The organism is Burkholderia sp. FL-7-2-10-S1-D7, from assembly GCF_001524185.1.
Taxonomy (GTDB): domain Bacteria; phylum Pseudomonadota; class Gammaproteobacteria; order Burkholderiales; family Burkholderiaceae; genus Burkholderia; species Burkholderia diffusa.
Genome location: NZ_LOWY01000049.1, coordinates 153,834 through 168,924 on the forward strand (window position 1 = coordinate 153,834; position 15,091 = coordinate 168,924).

Here is a 15,091-nt window from a genome sequence, read left to right on the forward strand (position 1 = left end):
GCCCGTGATTTCCCCGCTCGAAATGACCCTGCTGCTGCTGCTGGCCTCGGTGGTGGGCGTCGTCGTATTTCGCTCGTTGAACCTGCCGCCGATGCTCGGCTACCTGACCGTCGGCATCCTGGTCGGGCCGCACGCGTTCGGCGTCGCCGCGGATCTGGAGCGGGCCGAGCATCTCGCGGAATTCGGCGTGGTGTTCCTGATGTTCTCGATCGGCCTCGAATTCTCGCTCGCGAAGCTGCGGGCGATGCAGCGGCTCGTGTTCGGGCTGGGCCTGCTGCAGGTGGTCGCGACGCTCGTGCTCGCGCTGGTGCTCGGCCTGCTGTTCGAGCGCTGGGTGCACATCACGTGGCAGGGCTGCATCGCGCTCGGCGGCGCGCTCGCGATGTCGTCGACGGCGATCGTGTCGAAGATGCTCGCCGAGCGGCTCGAGATCGAGACCGCGCACGGGCGCAACATCTTCGGCGTGCTGCTGTTCCAGGATCTGGCCGTGGTGCCGCTGCTGATCGTGATCGCCGCGTTCGGCGCCGAGTCGTCGAAGGACCTCGCGCTCACGCTCGGCTTCGCGGCGGTCAAGATCGTGATCGCGCTGACGCTGCTGCTGGTCATCGGCCAGCGTTTCATGACGCGCTGGCTGAACGTCGTCGCGCGGCGCCGCTCGCAGGAGCTGTTCGTGCTGAACCTGCTGCTCGTCACGCTCGGCGCCGCGTTCATCACCGACCGCTTTGGCCTGTCGCTCGCGCTCGGCGCGTTCATCGCGGGGATGCTGATTTCGGAGACGCCGTTCCGCCACCAGGTGGAAGAGGACATCAAGCCGTTCCGCGACGTGCTGCTCGGCCTGTTCTTCGTGACGACGGGGATGCTGCTCGATCCGCGCGTGATCTGGGAGCATCCGTTGCTCGTGTTCGGCTTCTTCGTCGGGCAGATCCTGTTCAAAGCGACGACGATCGCCGGACTTGCGCGGTTGTTCGGCGCGACGCCGGGCGTCGCGATGCGCACGGGCATCGGCCTCGCGCAGGCCGGCGAATTCGGCTTCGTGCTGCTGAACCTGATCCTCGACCGCCATCTCGTCGATTCGACGCTGCTGCAGGCGATTCTCGCGTCGATGCTGCTGTCGATGCTCGCCGCGCCGTTCCTGATCCAGAACGCCGACCGGATCGTGATGCGGCTGTCGTCGACGGAATGGATGCAGCAGTCGCTGCAAATGACGCGGATCGCGACGCAAAGCCTCAAGCAGCGCGGCCACGTGATCATCTGCGGCTATGGCCGCGCGGGGCAGAACCTGGCGCGCATGCTCGAGCAGGAAGGCATTTCGTACGTGGCGCTGGACCTCGACCCCGATCGCGTGAGCGCGGCCGCGACGGCCGGCGAATCGGTCGTGTTCGGCGACGCGGCGCGCCGCGAGTCGCTGCTCGCGGCCGGTATCCATCGCGCGGCGGCCGTCGCGATCACGTATGCGAACACGCCGTCCGCGCTGCGCGTGCTGCATCACGTGCACGAACTTGAGCCGACGCTGCCGGCGATCGTGCGCACGGTCGACGACGCCGATCTCGAGAAGCTGCTCGCGGCCGGCGCGACCGAGGTGATTCCGGAGATCGTCGAGGGTAGCCTGATGCTCGCGTCGCACACGCTGGTGCTGGTCGGCGTGCCGATGCGCAAGGTCGTGCGGCGCGTCGAGGAGATGCGCGACGAGCGCTACAGCCTGCTGCGCGGCTATTTCCGCGGCGCGGACGATGCGGACGACGACGATCACGAGCAGGTGCGGCTACAATCGGTGCCGGTCGATGCGCGCGCGGACGCGGTCGGGCGCTCGCTGGAGGAACTCGGGCTGTATGCGCTCGGGCTGGAAGTCACGGCGATCCGCCGGCACGGCATCCGCGGCGTCGAACCCGATCCGCAGACCAAGCTGCGCGCGAGCGACATCGTCGTGCTGCGCGGGCTGCCCGAGGCGCTCGCGCTTGCGGAGGAGCGGCTGTCGCGGCATCGGCGCGAACCGCCGGCCGCAGTCGCGTGAGTCGCGATTCAATAACCTGACCCGTATTTACTCGAAACGGTGCCCGATCCTCGCGCACCGTTTTTTTCGGAGAGTTTCATGCCGCATTCGTCGTCGGGCGCACCGCTCGATCCGGTCGCCTTCATTCACAGCCAGATCCGCACCGTGCCCGACTGGCCGCAGCCGGGCGTGATGTTCCGCGACATCACGACGCTGCTGCAGAGCCCGAAGGCGCTGCGCATCCTCGTCGACCTGTTCGTCGAACGCTATGTCGATGCGAAGCTCGACTATGTCGCGGGGCTCGACGCGCGTGGCTTCATCATCGCGCCGATCGTCGCGTACGAGCTGAGCGTCGGCTTCGTGCCGATCCGCAAGGTCGGCAAGCTGCCGTACAAGACGTGCTCGGAGTCGTACGACCTCGAATACGGCAGCGCGACCGTCGAGATCCACGAAGACGCGTGCCGCGCCGGCGACCGCGTGATCATCATGGACGACCTGATCGCGACCGGCGGCACGATGATGGCGGGGCGCAACCTGCTGCAGCGGCTCGGCGCGGTCGTCGTCGAAGGTGCGGCGATCATCGATCTGCCCGATCTCGGCGGCTCGACGCTGCTGCGCAACGCGGGGCTGCCCGTCTATACCGTCACCGAATTCGCCGGCCACTGAACCACTGGACGCCGGCCCACACCGCGAGGTCACGATGCCCAACTTCATGCTGTTTCTCGCCACGTCGATCGCGATCACGTTCGCGCCGGGTCCCGACAACCTGCAGGTGCTCGCGCGCGGCATCTCGCAGGGCCGCGCGGCCGGCTTCGTCGCCGCGCTCGGCTTCACGGCCGGGATCCTGTTCCATACGACGCTCGCGGCGCTCGGCGTCGCGGCCGTGCTGCGCTCGTCGCCGGTCGCGTTCCAGACACTGAAGCTCGCTGGCGCCGCGTACCTCGTGTGGATCGGCATCAAGGCGTTGCGCAGCCAGGGGCTCGCGAACGCGCACGCGCGTCCGCCGCAGCCGCTCGGCGCGATCTTCCGGCAGAGCGTGATCGGTAACCTGATGAACCCGAAGGTCACGCTGTTCTTCGTCGTGTTCCTGCCGCAGTTCGTCGATCCGCATGGCGTGCAGGGCGTGACGCTGCAGATGTTCGAGCTCGGGGCGCTGTTCATGCTGCAGACGGCCGTGGTGTTCTCGCTGTTCGGCGTCGGCGCGGGCGCGATCGGCGCATGGCTGAAGCGCCGCCCGAAGGCCGGCGTGTGGCTCGACCGGATCGCCGGCGCGACGTTCATCGCGATCGGCATTCGCGTGGCGCTGAAGGACTGAGCCCCATGACGTTTCCGTGCATCGCGGCCGCGCGCCGCTTCGATCCGGCCGCGCACCTGCGTTTCGAGATCGCTGGCGAGCAGGTCGGCTGGGTGCGTCGCCAGGACGTCGCGAAGCTCGCCCGCTGGCCCGACGTGTTCGAGCTGACCGACACGCGCGTCGTGCTGTCGGCGCGTTATGACACGGTCGACGCGCGCAGCATGGCGCTCGCGAGCGCGATCGGCGCGCTGGCTGCCGAGGACGCGATTCCGGGCTGGCGCGACGAGATCTACGCGATCCGCAACCGCTTCGACGATCCGCCGCTCGCGTATATCGAACGCGCTGCGTCGCGCTTCTTCGGCACACAGACCTATGCGGTGCACCTGAACGGCATCGTAGAATATGCGGTTGCACCGGGTGAGCCGACCGAGCCGCGGATGTGGCTCGGCCGCCGCAGCGCGACCAAGGCGACCGATCCCGGCATGCTCGACAACGTCGTCGCGGGCGGCATCGGCTGGGGCCTGGGCGTTCACGAGACGCTCACGAAGGAATGCTGGGAAGAGGCCGGCATGCCGGCCGAACTGGCGGCGCGGGCGATCGCGGGCCGGGCGGTGCAGGTGCTGTGCTCGCTGCCGGAAGGCACGCAGTCCGAACTGATCTTCGTGTACGACCTGCCGCTGCCGCGCGACTTCGCGCCGCACAACCAGGATGGCGAAGTGGCCGAGCACCTGCTGGCCGGTGTATCCGAGGTGATCGGCTGGCTGCGCGAAGGCCGCGCGACGATGGATGCGAGCCTCGCGATGCTCGACACGCTGCTGCGCCATCGCTGGCTCGCGGCGGCCGACGCGCCGGGCATCGACGCGCTGTTCGCGCCGGCCGCGTAACGCGCAGCACGCCGGCCCGAGCGCGGCCGAACGAACGGCCTATTTGACGAATACCGAAACGAAGGGAGTAGCGGTCATGCCGACCGATCACAGCTTTATCTTGAAACTGTCGTGCCCCGACCGGCACGGCATCGTCCACGCAGTCTCGGGCTTCCTGTTCGAACGCGCCAACAACATCCTCGATTCGGCGCAGTTCGGCGACAGCCGCACCGGCGAGTTCTTCATGCGCGTGCACTTCGTGCAGGACGGCGGGGGCGCGGATGCCGCGTCGGCGCTCGACACGCTTCGCAACGAATTCGCGCCGCTCGCCGAGCAGTTCGCGATGCGCTGGGAGATGCACGACGCGGCCGTGAAGCCGCGCGTCGTGATCATGGTGTCGAAGATCGGCCACTGCCTGAACGACCTGCTGTTCCGCTACCGCACCGGCCAGCTGCCGATCGAGATCCCGGCGATCGTGTCGAACCACAAGGAGTTCTACCAGCTCGCCGCGAGCTACAACATCCCGTTCCATCACTTCCCGCTCGTCGGCGGTTCGTCCGATGCGGCGAAAGCCGCGCAGGAAGCGCGCGTGCTCGAAGTGATCGACGAACACCAGGCCGATCTCGTCGTGCTCGCGCGCTACATGCAGATCCTGTCGCCGAACATGTGCCAGCAGCTCGCCGGCCGGGCGATCAACATCCACCATTCGTTCCTGCCGAGCTTCAAGGGCGCGAAACCGTACTACCAGGCGTTCGACCGCGGCGTGAAGCTGATCGGCGCGACCGCGCACTACGTGACGACCGATCTCGACGAAGGCCCGATCATCGAGCAGGAAGTCGAGCGCGTCGACCACAGCATGACGCCCGACCAGCTCACCGCGATCGGCCGCGACGTCGAGTGCGTGACGCTCGCGCGCGCCGTGAAGTGGCACGTCGAGCACCGGGTCGTGCTGAACGGGACGAAGACGGTCGTGTTCCGCTGATCGGCGGTGCGGGGCGGCCATCGGCCGGCCGCTGGCCCGGATGCAAAAACGCCGCGCCCTTGACGGGGCGCGGCGTTTTTTTTCGCGTGAAGCGCGTGACGCGCCGGGGAGGGGGCGTCAGATCAGCCGCAGCATGTACAGCTCGCGCTTCAGGTACGCATAGAAGATCGGTGCGGCGATCACGCCCGGCAGCCCGAACGCGGCTTCCATGATCAGCATCGCGAGCAGCAGTTCCCACGCGCGCGACTCGATCTGCCCGCCGATGATCTTCGCGTTCAGGAAGTATTCAAACTTGTGGATCACGACGAGGAACGCGAGCGACGCGATCGCGGTGCCCATGCTGACCGACAGCGACACCGCGACGATCAGCGTGTTGGAGATCAGGTTGCCGATCACCGGCAGCAGCCCGACGATGAACGTGACGAGCACGAGCGTCTTCGACAGCGGCAGCCGCTGGTGGAAGATCGGCAGCGCGACGAGCAGGTAGACCGCGGTGAATGCCGCGTTGATCGCCGAGATCTTGATCTGCGCGAACACGATCCGGCGGAACGACTCGGCGAAGCGCGACACGCGCGTGACGAGCGCGGTCGACAGCGGCCGGCGCACCTTGCCGTGCTCGACGCCGATCGCGATCATCGCGCCGATGATCATCCCGAACAGCACGTGGCCGAAGCCGCGCGCGACGCTCTTGCCGCCTTGCTGGAGCTGATCCATGTGCGAGTGCATCAGCAGCGCCGCCTTGGTCTTCATCTGTTCGACGTCGACCGGCAGCAGGTTCGCGATCCAGGCCGGCGTGCGGGCGCGCGTCTGCTCGACGATCTGCATCAGCTGGTCGAGCAGGCTCTGCAGGTTCGGCACCGTGTGCTCGAAGTGCTCGATGATGCCGATCGTCAGGCCGGTGAGCCCGCCGACGATCGCGATCGACAACAGCACGACGGCGACCCAGCGGGCGCGCATGCTCGTCGTGTGGCGTTCGATGACCGGCGCGATCGTGTGGATCAGCTGATAGACCAGCAGACCGGCCAGCAGACCGCCCAGCAGCTTGAGTTCGATGACGAGCACCATCGCGACGAGGGCGAACAGATAGCTGCCGATCTCGATCGCCGACAGCTTCGGCAGGCTGAAGTCGCTCGTCAGCCGCACGCTGCGCAGGTGCGGCTCGCGGCTCTGGGCGTCGCGCGACTCTTGTTGCTTCTCCATCGTGGATTCCTGTCGTTCGTGTGTCGTGCCGCGCGGTGGGCGGCAGGACGGCGGTTGCCCGGCGCCGCACCGGATTGGTGCGGATGGCGAACCTTACGACCGTAAAGTATAGCTGCCATTATGGTCCGCCACGGGGCTGTTTGGCTCGTGGTGTAAACGCAGAGGGGAAAACCGCGGAAGGGAAAACGATGACGCCGGCGCCGCTGGGGGCGCCGGGCGCGCGCGGCCGGCAGCCGCGCGCGGGACGGCAGTCGTCAGCCGGCCGCCGCCTTGCGGGTAGTACGCTTGAGCAGCGGCGCGAGATACTTGCCGGTGTAGCTCGCCTTCGTCTTCGCGACCTGCTCGGGCGTGCCCTGCGCGATGATCTGGCCCCCGCCGGCACCGCCTTCGGGGCCGAGGTCGATCACCCAGTCGGCCGTCTTGATCACGTCGAGGTTGTGCTCGATGATCACGACCGTGTTGCCCTGGTCGCGCAGCCGGTGGATCACCTCGAGCAGCAGCGCGATGTCGTGGAAATGCAGGCCGGTGGTCGGCTCGTCGAGGATGTACAGCGTGCGGCCGGTGTCGCGCTTCGACAGCTCCAGCGACAGCTTCACGCGCTGCGCCTCGCCGCCCGACAGCGTCGTGGCCGACTGGCCGAGGCGGATGTAGCCCAGGCCGACGTCGAGCAGCGTCTTCAGCTTGCGGGCGATGACGGGCACCGCGCTGAAGAACTCGTACGCATGCTCGACCGTCATGTCGAGCACTTCGCTGATGTTCTTGCCCTTGTACTGCACTTCGAGCGTTTCGCGGTTGTAGCGCTTGCCGTGGCACACGTCGCACGGCACGTAGACGTCCGGCAGGAAGTGCATCTCGACCTTCAGCACGCCGTCGCCCTGGCACGACTCGCAGCGGCCGCCCTTCACGTTGAACGAGAAGCGGCCCGGATCGTAGCCGCGCTCCTTCGCGGTCGGCACACCCGAGAACAGCTCGCGGATCGGCGTGAACAGGCCCGTGTAGGTGGCCGGATTCGAACGCGGCGTGCGGCCGATCGGCGACTGGTCGACGTTGATCACCTTGTCGAAGTGCTCGAGGCCTTCGATCGCCTCGTGCGGCGCCGGCTCGGCCGACGATCCGTACAGGTGGCGCGCGACCGCGTGGTACAGCGTGTCGTTGATCAGCGTCGACTTGCCGGAACCCGACACGCCGGTGATGCAGGTCAACAGGCCGACCGGCAGCTCGAGATCGACGTGCTTCAGGTTGTTGCCGTGCGCGTCGACGATGCGCAGCATCCGCTCCGGATCGGGCGCGATCCGCTCGTCCGGATACTCGATCGTGCGCTTGCCGACGAGATACTGGCCCGTCAGCGACTGCGGGTTCGACTGAACCTGCTTCGGCGTGCCTTCGGCGACCACCACGCCGCCGTGCTCGCCCGCGCCGGGGCCCATGTCGACGACGTAGTCGGCCGTGCGGATCATGTCCTCGTCGTGCTCGACGACGATCACCGAGTTGCCGAGGTCGCGCAGGTGCTTGAGCGTCGCGATCAGGCGGTCGTTGTCGCGCTGGTGCAGGCCGATCGACGGCTCGTCGAGCACGTACATCACGCCCGTCAGGCCCGAGCCGATCTGCGACGCGAGGCGGATGCGCTGCGCCTCGCCGCCCGACAGCGTCTCGGCGCTGCGCTCGAGCGACAGGTAGTCGAGGCCGACGTTGTTCAGGAAGGTCAGGCGCGCGACGATTTCCTTGATCACCTTGTCGGCGATCTCGCGCTTCGCGCCGTCGAGCGACAGGCCGTCGAAATAGCCGAGCGCGTCGCGCAGCGGCCAGCCGCTGATTTCATAGATGCCGCGCGCGTAGTCGCCGGTGCCGACCCGCACGTGGCGCGCCTCGCGGCGCAGCCGCGTGCCGTCGCACGACGGGCACGGCTGGTTGTTCTGGTATTTCGCGAGTTCTTCGCGCACCGCAACCGAATCGGTTTCGCGGTAGCGGCGCTCGAGGTTCGGGATGATCCCTTCGAACACGTGCTCGCGGATCGTCGTGCGGCCGCGTTCGTTGATGTACGAGAACGGGATCGTCTGCTTGCCCGAGCCGAACAGCAGCACCTTGCGGATCTTCTCCGGCAGGTCCTCGAACGCGGCGTCGATGTCGAATTCGTAGAACGCCGCCAGGCTCTGCAGCATCTGGAAGTAGAACTGGTTGCGGCGGTCCCAGCCCTTCACGGCACCCGCCGCGAGCGACAGCGACGGGTGCGCGACGACCCGCTTCGGATCGAAGAACGTGATCTGGCCGAGGCCGTCGCATTCCGGGCACGCGCCCATCGGGTTGTTGAACGAGAACAGGCGCGGCTCGAGTTCCTGCAGCGAGTACGAGCAGATCGGGCACGCGAACTTCGAGCTGAACAGGTGTTCGCGGTCGGTGTCCATTTCCAGCGCGATCGCACGGCCGTCGGCGAGGCGCAGCGCGGTCTCGAACGATTCCGCGAGGCGCTGCTTCATGTCCGGGCGCACCTTCAGGCGGTCGACGACGACGTCGATCGTGTGCTTGTCGTTCTTCTTGAGCTTCGGCAGCGACTCGACCTCGTAGATCTTCGCGACGCCTTCGTTCGCGGTGCCGCCGCCCGAGCGCACGCGAAAGCGCACGAAGCCCTGCGCCTGCATCTCCTCGAACAGCTCGACGTGCTCGCCCTTGCGGTTCGCGACCACGGGCGCGAGGATCATCAGCTTGGTTTCCTCGGGCAGCGCGAGTGCCGCGTCGACCATCTGCGACACGCTCTGCGCCTCGAGCGGGATGTCGTGGTCGGGGCAATACGGCGTGCCGACACGTGCGAACAAAAGTCGCAGGTAGTCGTGGATCTCGGTGACCGTGCCGACGGTCGAACGCGGGTTGTGGGACGTCGCCTTCTGCTCGATCGAGATCGCGGGCGACAGGCCCTCGATCAGGTCGACATCGGGTTTCTCCATCAGTTGCAGGAACTGGCGGGCGTACGCGGACAGGCTCTCGACGTAGCGGCGCTGGCCCTCGGCATAAAGGGTGTCGAACGCGAGCGACGACTTGCCCGACCCGGACAACCCGGTAATCACGACCAGCTTGTGGCGCGGCAGGTCGAGATTGACGTTTTTCAGGTTGTGGGTGCGTGCCCCACGGATACGGATCTGTTCCATGAACCTGGCGAAAATGGAGGGAACCAAACCTGCTACTATAACGGCTTTTCGAGGCCGTCGTTGGGGGTCCCCAGCCTTTGCAGCAGCTGGCAGCAAGGCGGTGTCCACGCCGGGGAAGCGGCCGCGCCGCACGGCTCGATGCGGCCCGCAGGCAGCCTGCGTGACGTCCCGAATCCGGCCCCGGAAAGCGGTCCCGAAATGCGGTCCCGGAAAGCGCCTGCCGGGCCGGTGGCCCTGATCTTCCGCCGCCCGCCGCCGGGCGGACATTCCGATCATTCGAAATTCATTCCCGATGTCCAATCCGTCCGCCACGTCTTCCCGCATGAGTGCGCCCGAACTGCGCGCGACCACGTCGCTCGCGGCGATCTTCGCGCTGCGCATGCTCGGCCTGTTCATGATCATGCCGGTGTTCTCGGTCTACGCGAAAACCATCCCGGGCGGCGACAACGTGCTGCTCGTCGGTATCGCGCTCGGGGCCTACGGCGTCACGCAGTCGCTGTTCTACATCTTCTACGGCTGGGCGTCCGACAAGTTCGGCCGCAAGCCGGTGATTGCGACCGGCCTCGTGATCTTCGCGATCGGCAGTTTCGTCGCCGCGTTCGCGCACGACATCACGTGGATCATCGTCGGCCGCGTGATCCAGGGGATGGGCGCCGTGTCGTCCGCGGTGCTCGCGTTCATCGCCGACCTGACCTCCGAGCAGAACCGCACGAAGGCGATGGCGATGGTCGGCGGCTCGATCGGGGTGTCGTTCGCGGTCGCGATCGTCGGCGCGCCGATCGTGTTCCACTGGGTCGGGATGAGCGGGCTGTTCGCGATCGTCGGCGTGCTGTCGATCCTCGCGATCGGCGTCGTGGTGTGGATCGTGCCCGATGCGGCGAAGCCCGTGCACGTGCCGGCGCCGTTCGCCGAGGTGCTGCACAACGTCGAGCTGCTGCGCCTGAACTTCGGCGTGCTGGTGCTGCACGCGACGCAGACGGCGCTGTTCCTCGTCGTGCCGCGCCTGCTGGTCGACGGCGGGCTGCCGGTCGCCGCGCACTGGAAGGTCTACCTGCCGGTGATGGGGCTCGCGTTCGTGATGATGGTCCCGGCGATCATCGTCGCGGAAAAACGGGGCAAGATGAAACCGGTGCTGCTCGGCGGCATTCTGGCTATCCTGATCGGCCAATTGTTGCTCGGCAGCGCACCGCATACCATCCTGATTGTGGCGGCGATCCTGTTCGTGTACTTCCTGGGCTTCAACATCCTGGAAGCGTCGCAGCCGTCGCTCGTGTCGAAGCTCGCGCCCGGTTCGCGCAAGGGCGCGGCCACGGGCGTCTACAACACCACGCAATCGATCGGGCTCGCGCTCGGCGGCATCGTGGGCGGCTGGCTGCTGAAGCACGGCGGCGCGAACACCGTCTTCTATGCCTGCTCGGGGCTCGTGGCGGCGTGGCTTATAATCGCGGCCAGCATGAAAGCGCCGCCGCGCAAGGCCTGAACCCTCTTTTCGGGCAGGCACCGGCGGCGCTCGCCGGCTTGCCCGGCGGGCCGCTCTGACGACATTCGCGGGCGGCCCGGCATCGAATTTACTGGAGAAACACATGGCATCCGTCAACAAGGTCATCCTCGTCGGCAATCTCGGCGCCGATCCTGAAGTCCGTTACCTGCCGAGCGGCGACGCGGTTGCGAACATCCGTCTCGCGACGACCGACCGCTACAAGGACAAGGCAAGCGGCGATTTCAAGGAAATGACCGAGTGGCACCGCGTCGCGTTTTTCGGCCGTCTCGCTGAAATCGTCAGCGAATACCTGAAGAAGGGTTCGTCGGTCTATATCGAAGGCCGTATCCGCACGCGCAAGTGGCAGGGCCAGGACGGCCAGGATCGCTATTCGACCGAAATCGTCGCCGACCAGATGCAGATGCTCGGCGGCCGCGGCGGTTCGGGCGGCGGCGGTGGCGGCGGTGACGAAGGCGGTTACGGCGGCGGCTACGGTGGTGGTGGCGGCGGTCGCGGCGGCGAACAGATGGAACGCGGTGGTGGCGGCGGCCGTGCCGGCGGTGCGCCGCGCGGCGGTGCAGGCGGCGGTCAGAGCCGTCCGAGCGCGCCGGCAGGCGGCGGTTTCGACGAGATGGACGACGATATTCCGTTCTGACGGAACGTCGGCATCCCGCACCGGAATGGGCCCGAATGTCCGAGTCAAGCCAATCGCTTGGCACGGACCTTCGGGTCTTTTTCCGTTTACGCCCCGCGCCCCGGAGACCGGCAGTGGCTGACGCGCTCCCCGACCTCATCGCCCCGCGGCTCGATGTGCTGTTCTGCGGGATCAATCCCGGCATGACCGCCGCCGCGACCGGGCATCACTTCGCGGGCCGGAACAACCGCTTCTGGCGCGTACTGCATCTCGCGGGCTTCACGCCGGACGAAATCGCGCCGAGGGACGACCGGACGATCCTCGCGTACGGATGCGGGCTGACCGCGGTCGTACCGCGACCGACCGCGAGCGCCGATCAGGTGTCGCACGCGGAGTTCGTCGCCAGTGCGGCCGTCCTCGAGCAGAAGATCGTGCATTACGCGCCGCGCTTCGTCGCGTTCCTGGGCAAGGCCGCTTACGCCGCGCTCTCCGGACGACGCGAGATCACGTGGGGCCGGCAAGCCGAGCATATGCAGCGCGCGGCCGTCTGGATCCTGCCGAATCCGAGCGGCAGGAACCGCGCATTCGGCATCGACGAACTGGTCGACGCGTATCGCGAACTGCGAGAAGCGGCGCACGCCGTTTCGGGCCGCCGGCGGCAGGGGGCGTCGGATGCCGCGCAATAAGCCCGCGACGTGCTGGCCGGGCACGCTGTTGCCGCGCGCGTTCTTCGATCGCGCGGCCACCGAAGTCGCACCGCAACTGCTGAACAAGATCCTCGCGGCAGCGGACGGCCGTGCCGGCCGGATCGTCGAAGTGGAGGCCTACGCGGGTGCGATCGACCCGGCCGCGCATACCTACCGCGGCAAAACCCCGCGCAATGCGACGATGTTCGGGCCTCCCGGGCATATGTACGTCTATTTCACCTATGGCATGCACTGGTGCTGCAACTGCGTGTGCGGTCCGGAAGGCGCGGGCACGGGCGTGCTGATCCGTGCGCTGGAGCCGCTGCACGGGCTCGAACGGATGCGCGCGGCCCGGCCGCCGCTGACGCGCGATCGCGATCTGTGCCGGGGGCCGGCGCGGCTCACCCAGGCACTCGGCATCGCCGGCGCGCAGGACGGCGTCGATCTGGTCGCCGCGCGTGAAGGTTTCGCGCTCGTGGATGACGGCATGGCACCGCCCGCGAACCTCGCGGGCGGGCCGCGCGTCGGCATTCGCGTCGGCCAGGAGCTGCCCTGGCGATGGAGCGTGCCCGGCAACCGTCATGTGTCGGGACCGCTGCCGCGCATCTGACGGATGTCACGTAGTCGCCACGATTGACCGGCTAAGCTGGTTGTTTCGACGTTTCGATCGAAGGAGACAGCATGCGGCGGGTCGTATTCAACCAGAAGGGCGGTGTGGGCAAGTCGACGATCGTCTGCAACCTGGCGGCGATCAGCGCGAGCGAAGGGTTGCGCACGCTCGTCATCGACCTCGACGCGCAGGCGAATTCCACGCGCTACCTGCTCGGCGACCGCGCGGCCGACGCGCATCCCGGCGTCGCCGAATTCTTCGAGACCGCGCTGACGTTCAACTTCCGGCCGGTCGACGTCGCATCGTTCATCCATCCGACGCCGTTCGACGGGCTCGACGTGATGCCCGCGCATCCGGACCTCGACGCGCTGCACGGCAAGCTCGAATCGCGCTACAAGATCTACAAGCTGCGCGATGCGCTCAACGAGCTCGACACCTACGATGCCGTCTACATCGACACACCGCCCGCGCTGAACTTCTACACGCGCTCGGCGCTGATCGCGGTCGAGCGTTGCCTGATTCCGTTCGACTGCGACGACTTCTCGCGTCGGGCCCTGTACACGCTGCTCGAGAACGTGAAGGAAATCCAGCAAGACCACAACGCGGCGCTCGAGGTCGAAGGGATCGTCATCAACCAGTTCCAGCCACGCGCGAGCCTGCCGCAGCGGCTGGTCGACGAACTCGTCGAGGAAGGGTTGCCGGTGCTGGCGTCGCGGCTGTCGGCGTCGGTGAAGATCCGCGAGTCGCATCAGCAGTCGACGCCGGTGATCCATCTCGAGCCGGCGCACAAGCTCGCGCAGGAGTTTCGCGCGCTGCATCGCGAACTGGTCGGGTGAGGGTGTCGCCGCAGCGTCCTCCCGGCAATTCATATGCGATCATTGAATTCGCCATTAATAATCCAGGAAACGATTTCAAAATAAATCTGCAAAAACGATTACATAAGCATCTGTCCCGTTTTCAATGCGCGCCCTTTTTCTAATAACGGGAATAATGACGGGGTAAATGTTGCGGCTGGCTACGGTAGGTTATGCTGTAAAAAGGTAAAAATCATTGTCGGACAAGGCGTTGCGACGCGACCCCATTATGAGCAAGCACCGTCATGAAGCGGTCGCTCCGAAAACTTAGGGTTTTCACCTATCATTAATGCCATTTAATTGACAATTAATCCATCTAGAATGGCTACCCTCAACTCTTCACAATCAATCGTGCCTGAGGGTTGTGAATAAGGAAGCAGGCCTTCGATCTGACTTCCATTTTCTTTACGTCTTCTCTCGCATTGCCAACAGGAGCGTGCCCGATGTCCGTATTTGCCCCCGAAAAATTCGCCGCCGATTATCAGTCCGGAATCGCCGCGTGGTTCGCGATTGCCCGTCCGGCAATCAATGGTTTCGAGGCAGTCGTCGAACTCAACCTGCAAGCGGCCAAGACGGCGCTCGAGGAATACGAGGACAAGCTGAAGAACGCGTTCAACGCGAACAACCCGGCTGCAGGCTTCGCGCAGCAAGTCGCCGCACCGCAGGAAGCCGCCGGCAAGGCCGTCGCATACGGTCGCCATCTGTTCGATATCGCCGTGTCGACGCAGGCCGAGTGGGCGAAGGTTGCCCAGGCTCAGTACGAAGAGAACGACAAGCGCGTGAAGGAAGTGGTCGGCGAGTTGACGAAGCATGCGCCGGCGGGTTCGGGCGCCGTGGTCGCCGCGCTGAATTCGGCGCTGTCCGCGGCGACCGCCGCGGCCGACTCCGTGCGTGCAGCGACGGGGCAGGCGATCGAAGCCGCGCAAAGCGGTTTCGACGCAGTCAGCGAAACGACGGCCCGCGGTGCCAAGGAGACCGCCGCCGCCGCTCGCAAGGAAGCCGCTTCGCGCGAGTCGGCTGCCTGAGCGCATGTCGCGCGCAAGCGCGACACTGATTGAGCGGCGCCGCCGGGCGCCGGCCGCCGCGTGTGCCGCGTGGCGTTCGGCGTATGTCCGGCCGCCGCAGCGTGCCCGGACACGGTCGGGGCGGGCGGATGCGCGGCACGCATGAGCGTGCGAACGTGCAGCCGCATCGCCGGCCGCATGGCGCTCACGCGCCGCCGCTGCGCGGTACCGGCACGCAATACGGATCGACCCACTGATTTCCATGCAGGAAGAGAACATGACGGACGTAGTGATCGTATCGGCCGCGCGGACCGCGGTCGGCAAATTCGGCGGTTCGCTCGCGAAGATCGCGGC

The 15,091-nt window shown here is 66.7% G+C and carries 13 protein-coding genes; 11 read left to right on the forward strand and 2 right to left on the reverse strand.

All coding sequences use genetic code 11. The annotated features are described in order from the left end of the window. Nucleotides 1–4 precede the first annotated feature (4 nt). From WS75_RS17685 to purU, 5 genes are all read left to right on the forward strand, one after another. A complete protein-coding gene (locus WS75_RS17685; protein ID WP_059681700.1) occupies nucleotides 5–2,011 on the forward strand; it encodes a monovalent cation:proton antiporter family protein in 2,007 nt (668 codons plus the stop codon). Between the two features lie 78 nt (nucleotides 2,012–2,089). Continuing rightward, entirely contained in the window at nucleotides 2,090–2,656 is a 567-nt protein-coding gene (locus WS75_RS17690; protein WP_059526281.1) for an adenine phosphoribosyltransferase, read from the forward strand. Nucleotides 2,657–2,690: 34 nt separating this feature from the next. After that, nucleotides 2,691–3,305, forward strand: coding sequence for a LysE family translocator (locus tag WS75_RS17695; protein ID WP_059681687.1), 615 nt, complete (start codon nucleotides 2,691–2,693; stop codon nucleotides 3,303–3,305). Nucleotides 3,306–3,310: 5 nt separating this feature from the next. Then, nucleotides 3,311–4,168, forward strand: coding sequence for an NUDIX hydrolase (locus WS75_RS17700; protein ID WP_059681688.1), 858 nt, complete (start codon nucleotides 3,311–3,313; stop codon nucleotides 4,166–4,168). 76 nt (nucleotides 4,169–4,244) lie between these two features. Then, on the forward strand, nucleotides 4,245–5,129 hold the full coding sequence (gene purU / locus WS75_RS17705; RefSeq protein ID WP_059598827.1) for a formyltetrahydrofolate deformylase: 885 nt from the start codon (nucleotides 4,245–4,247) through the stop codon (nucleotides 5,127–5,129). A 117-nt stretch (nucleotides 5,130–5,246) separates the two neighbouring features. On the opposite strand, the gene WS75_RS17710 is transcribed toward purU, so the two are convergent. Beyond that, a complete protein-coding gene (locus WS75_RS17710) occupies nucleotides 5,247–6,329 on the reverse strand; it encodes an AI-2E family transporter (RefSeq protein ID WP_059681689.1) in 1,083 nt (360 codons plus the stop codon). 254 nt (nucleotides 6,330–6,583) lie between these two features. After that, nucleotides 6,584–9,469, reverse strand: a complete 2,886-nt coding sequence (uvrA, locus tag WS75_RS17715) for an excinuclease ABC subunit UvrA (protein WP_059681690.1) — start codon at nucleotides 9,467–9,469, stop codon at nucleotides 6,584–6,586. 292 nt (nucleotides 9,470–9,761) lie between these two features. Here uvrA and WS75_RS17720 point away from each other — a divergent pair, with 292 nt between their 5' ends. The 6 genes from WS75_RS17720 to phaP all read left to right on the forward strand — a co-directional run bounded on the left by WS75_RS17720 (nucleotide 9,762) and on the right by phaP (nucleotide 14,758). Continuing rightward, nucleotides 9,762–10,949, forward strand: a complete 1,188-nt coding sequence (locus WS75_RS17720) for an MFS transporter (protein WP_059681691.1) — start codon at nucleotides 9,762–9,764, stop codon at nucleotides 10,947–10,949. A 103-nt stretch (nucleotides 10,950–11,052) separates the two neighbouring features. Continuing rightward, nucleotides 11,053–11,604, forward strand: a complete 552-nt coding sequence (locus WS75_RS17725; RefSeq protein ID WP_059603013.1) for a single-stranded DNA-binding protein — start codon at nucleotides 11,053–11,055, stop codon at nucleotides 11,602–11,604. 113 nt (nucleotides 11,605–11,717) lie between these two features. Then, a complete protein-coding gene (gene mug / locus WS75_RS17730; RefSeq protein ID WP_059681692.1) occupies nucleotides 11,718–12,269 on the forward strand; it encodes a G/U mismatch-specific DNA glycosylase in 552 nt (183 codons plus the stop codon). Beyond that, entirely contained in the window at nucleotides 12,256–12,879 is a 624-nt protein-coding gene (locus tag WS75_RS17735) for a DNA-3-methyladenine glycosylase (protein ID WP_059681693.1), read from the forward strand. Before mug ends, WS75_RS17735 begins: the two co-directional genes overlap by 14 nt. 71 nt (nucleotides 12,880–12,950) lie before the next feature. Continuing rightward, nucleotides 12,951–13,715: a ParA family protein gene (locus WS75_RS17740; protein WP_059603020.1), complete on the forward strand. Its 765-nt coding sequence runs from the start codon at nucleotides 12,951–12,953 to the stop codon at nucleotides 13,713–13,715. Nucleotides 13,716–14,176: 461 nt separating this feature from the next. Continuing rightward, complete coding sequence (gene phaP, locus WS75_RS17745; RefSeq protein ID WP_059681694.1) at nucleotides 14,177–14,758, forward strand: TIGR01841 family phasin; 582 nt, start codon at nucleotides 14,177–14,179, stop codon at nucleotides 14,756–14,758. The last annotated feature ends 333 nt before the right edge of the window (nucleotides 14,759–15,091 follow it).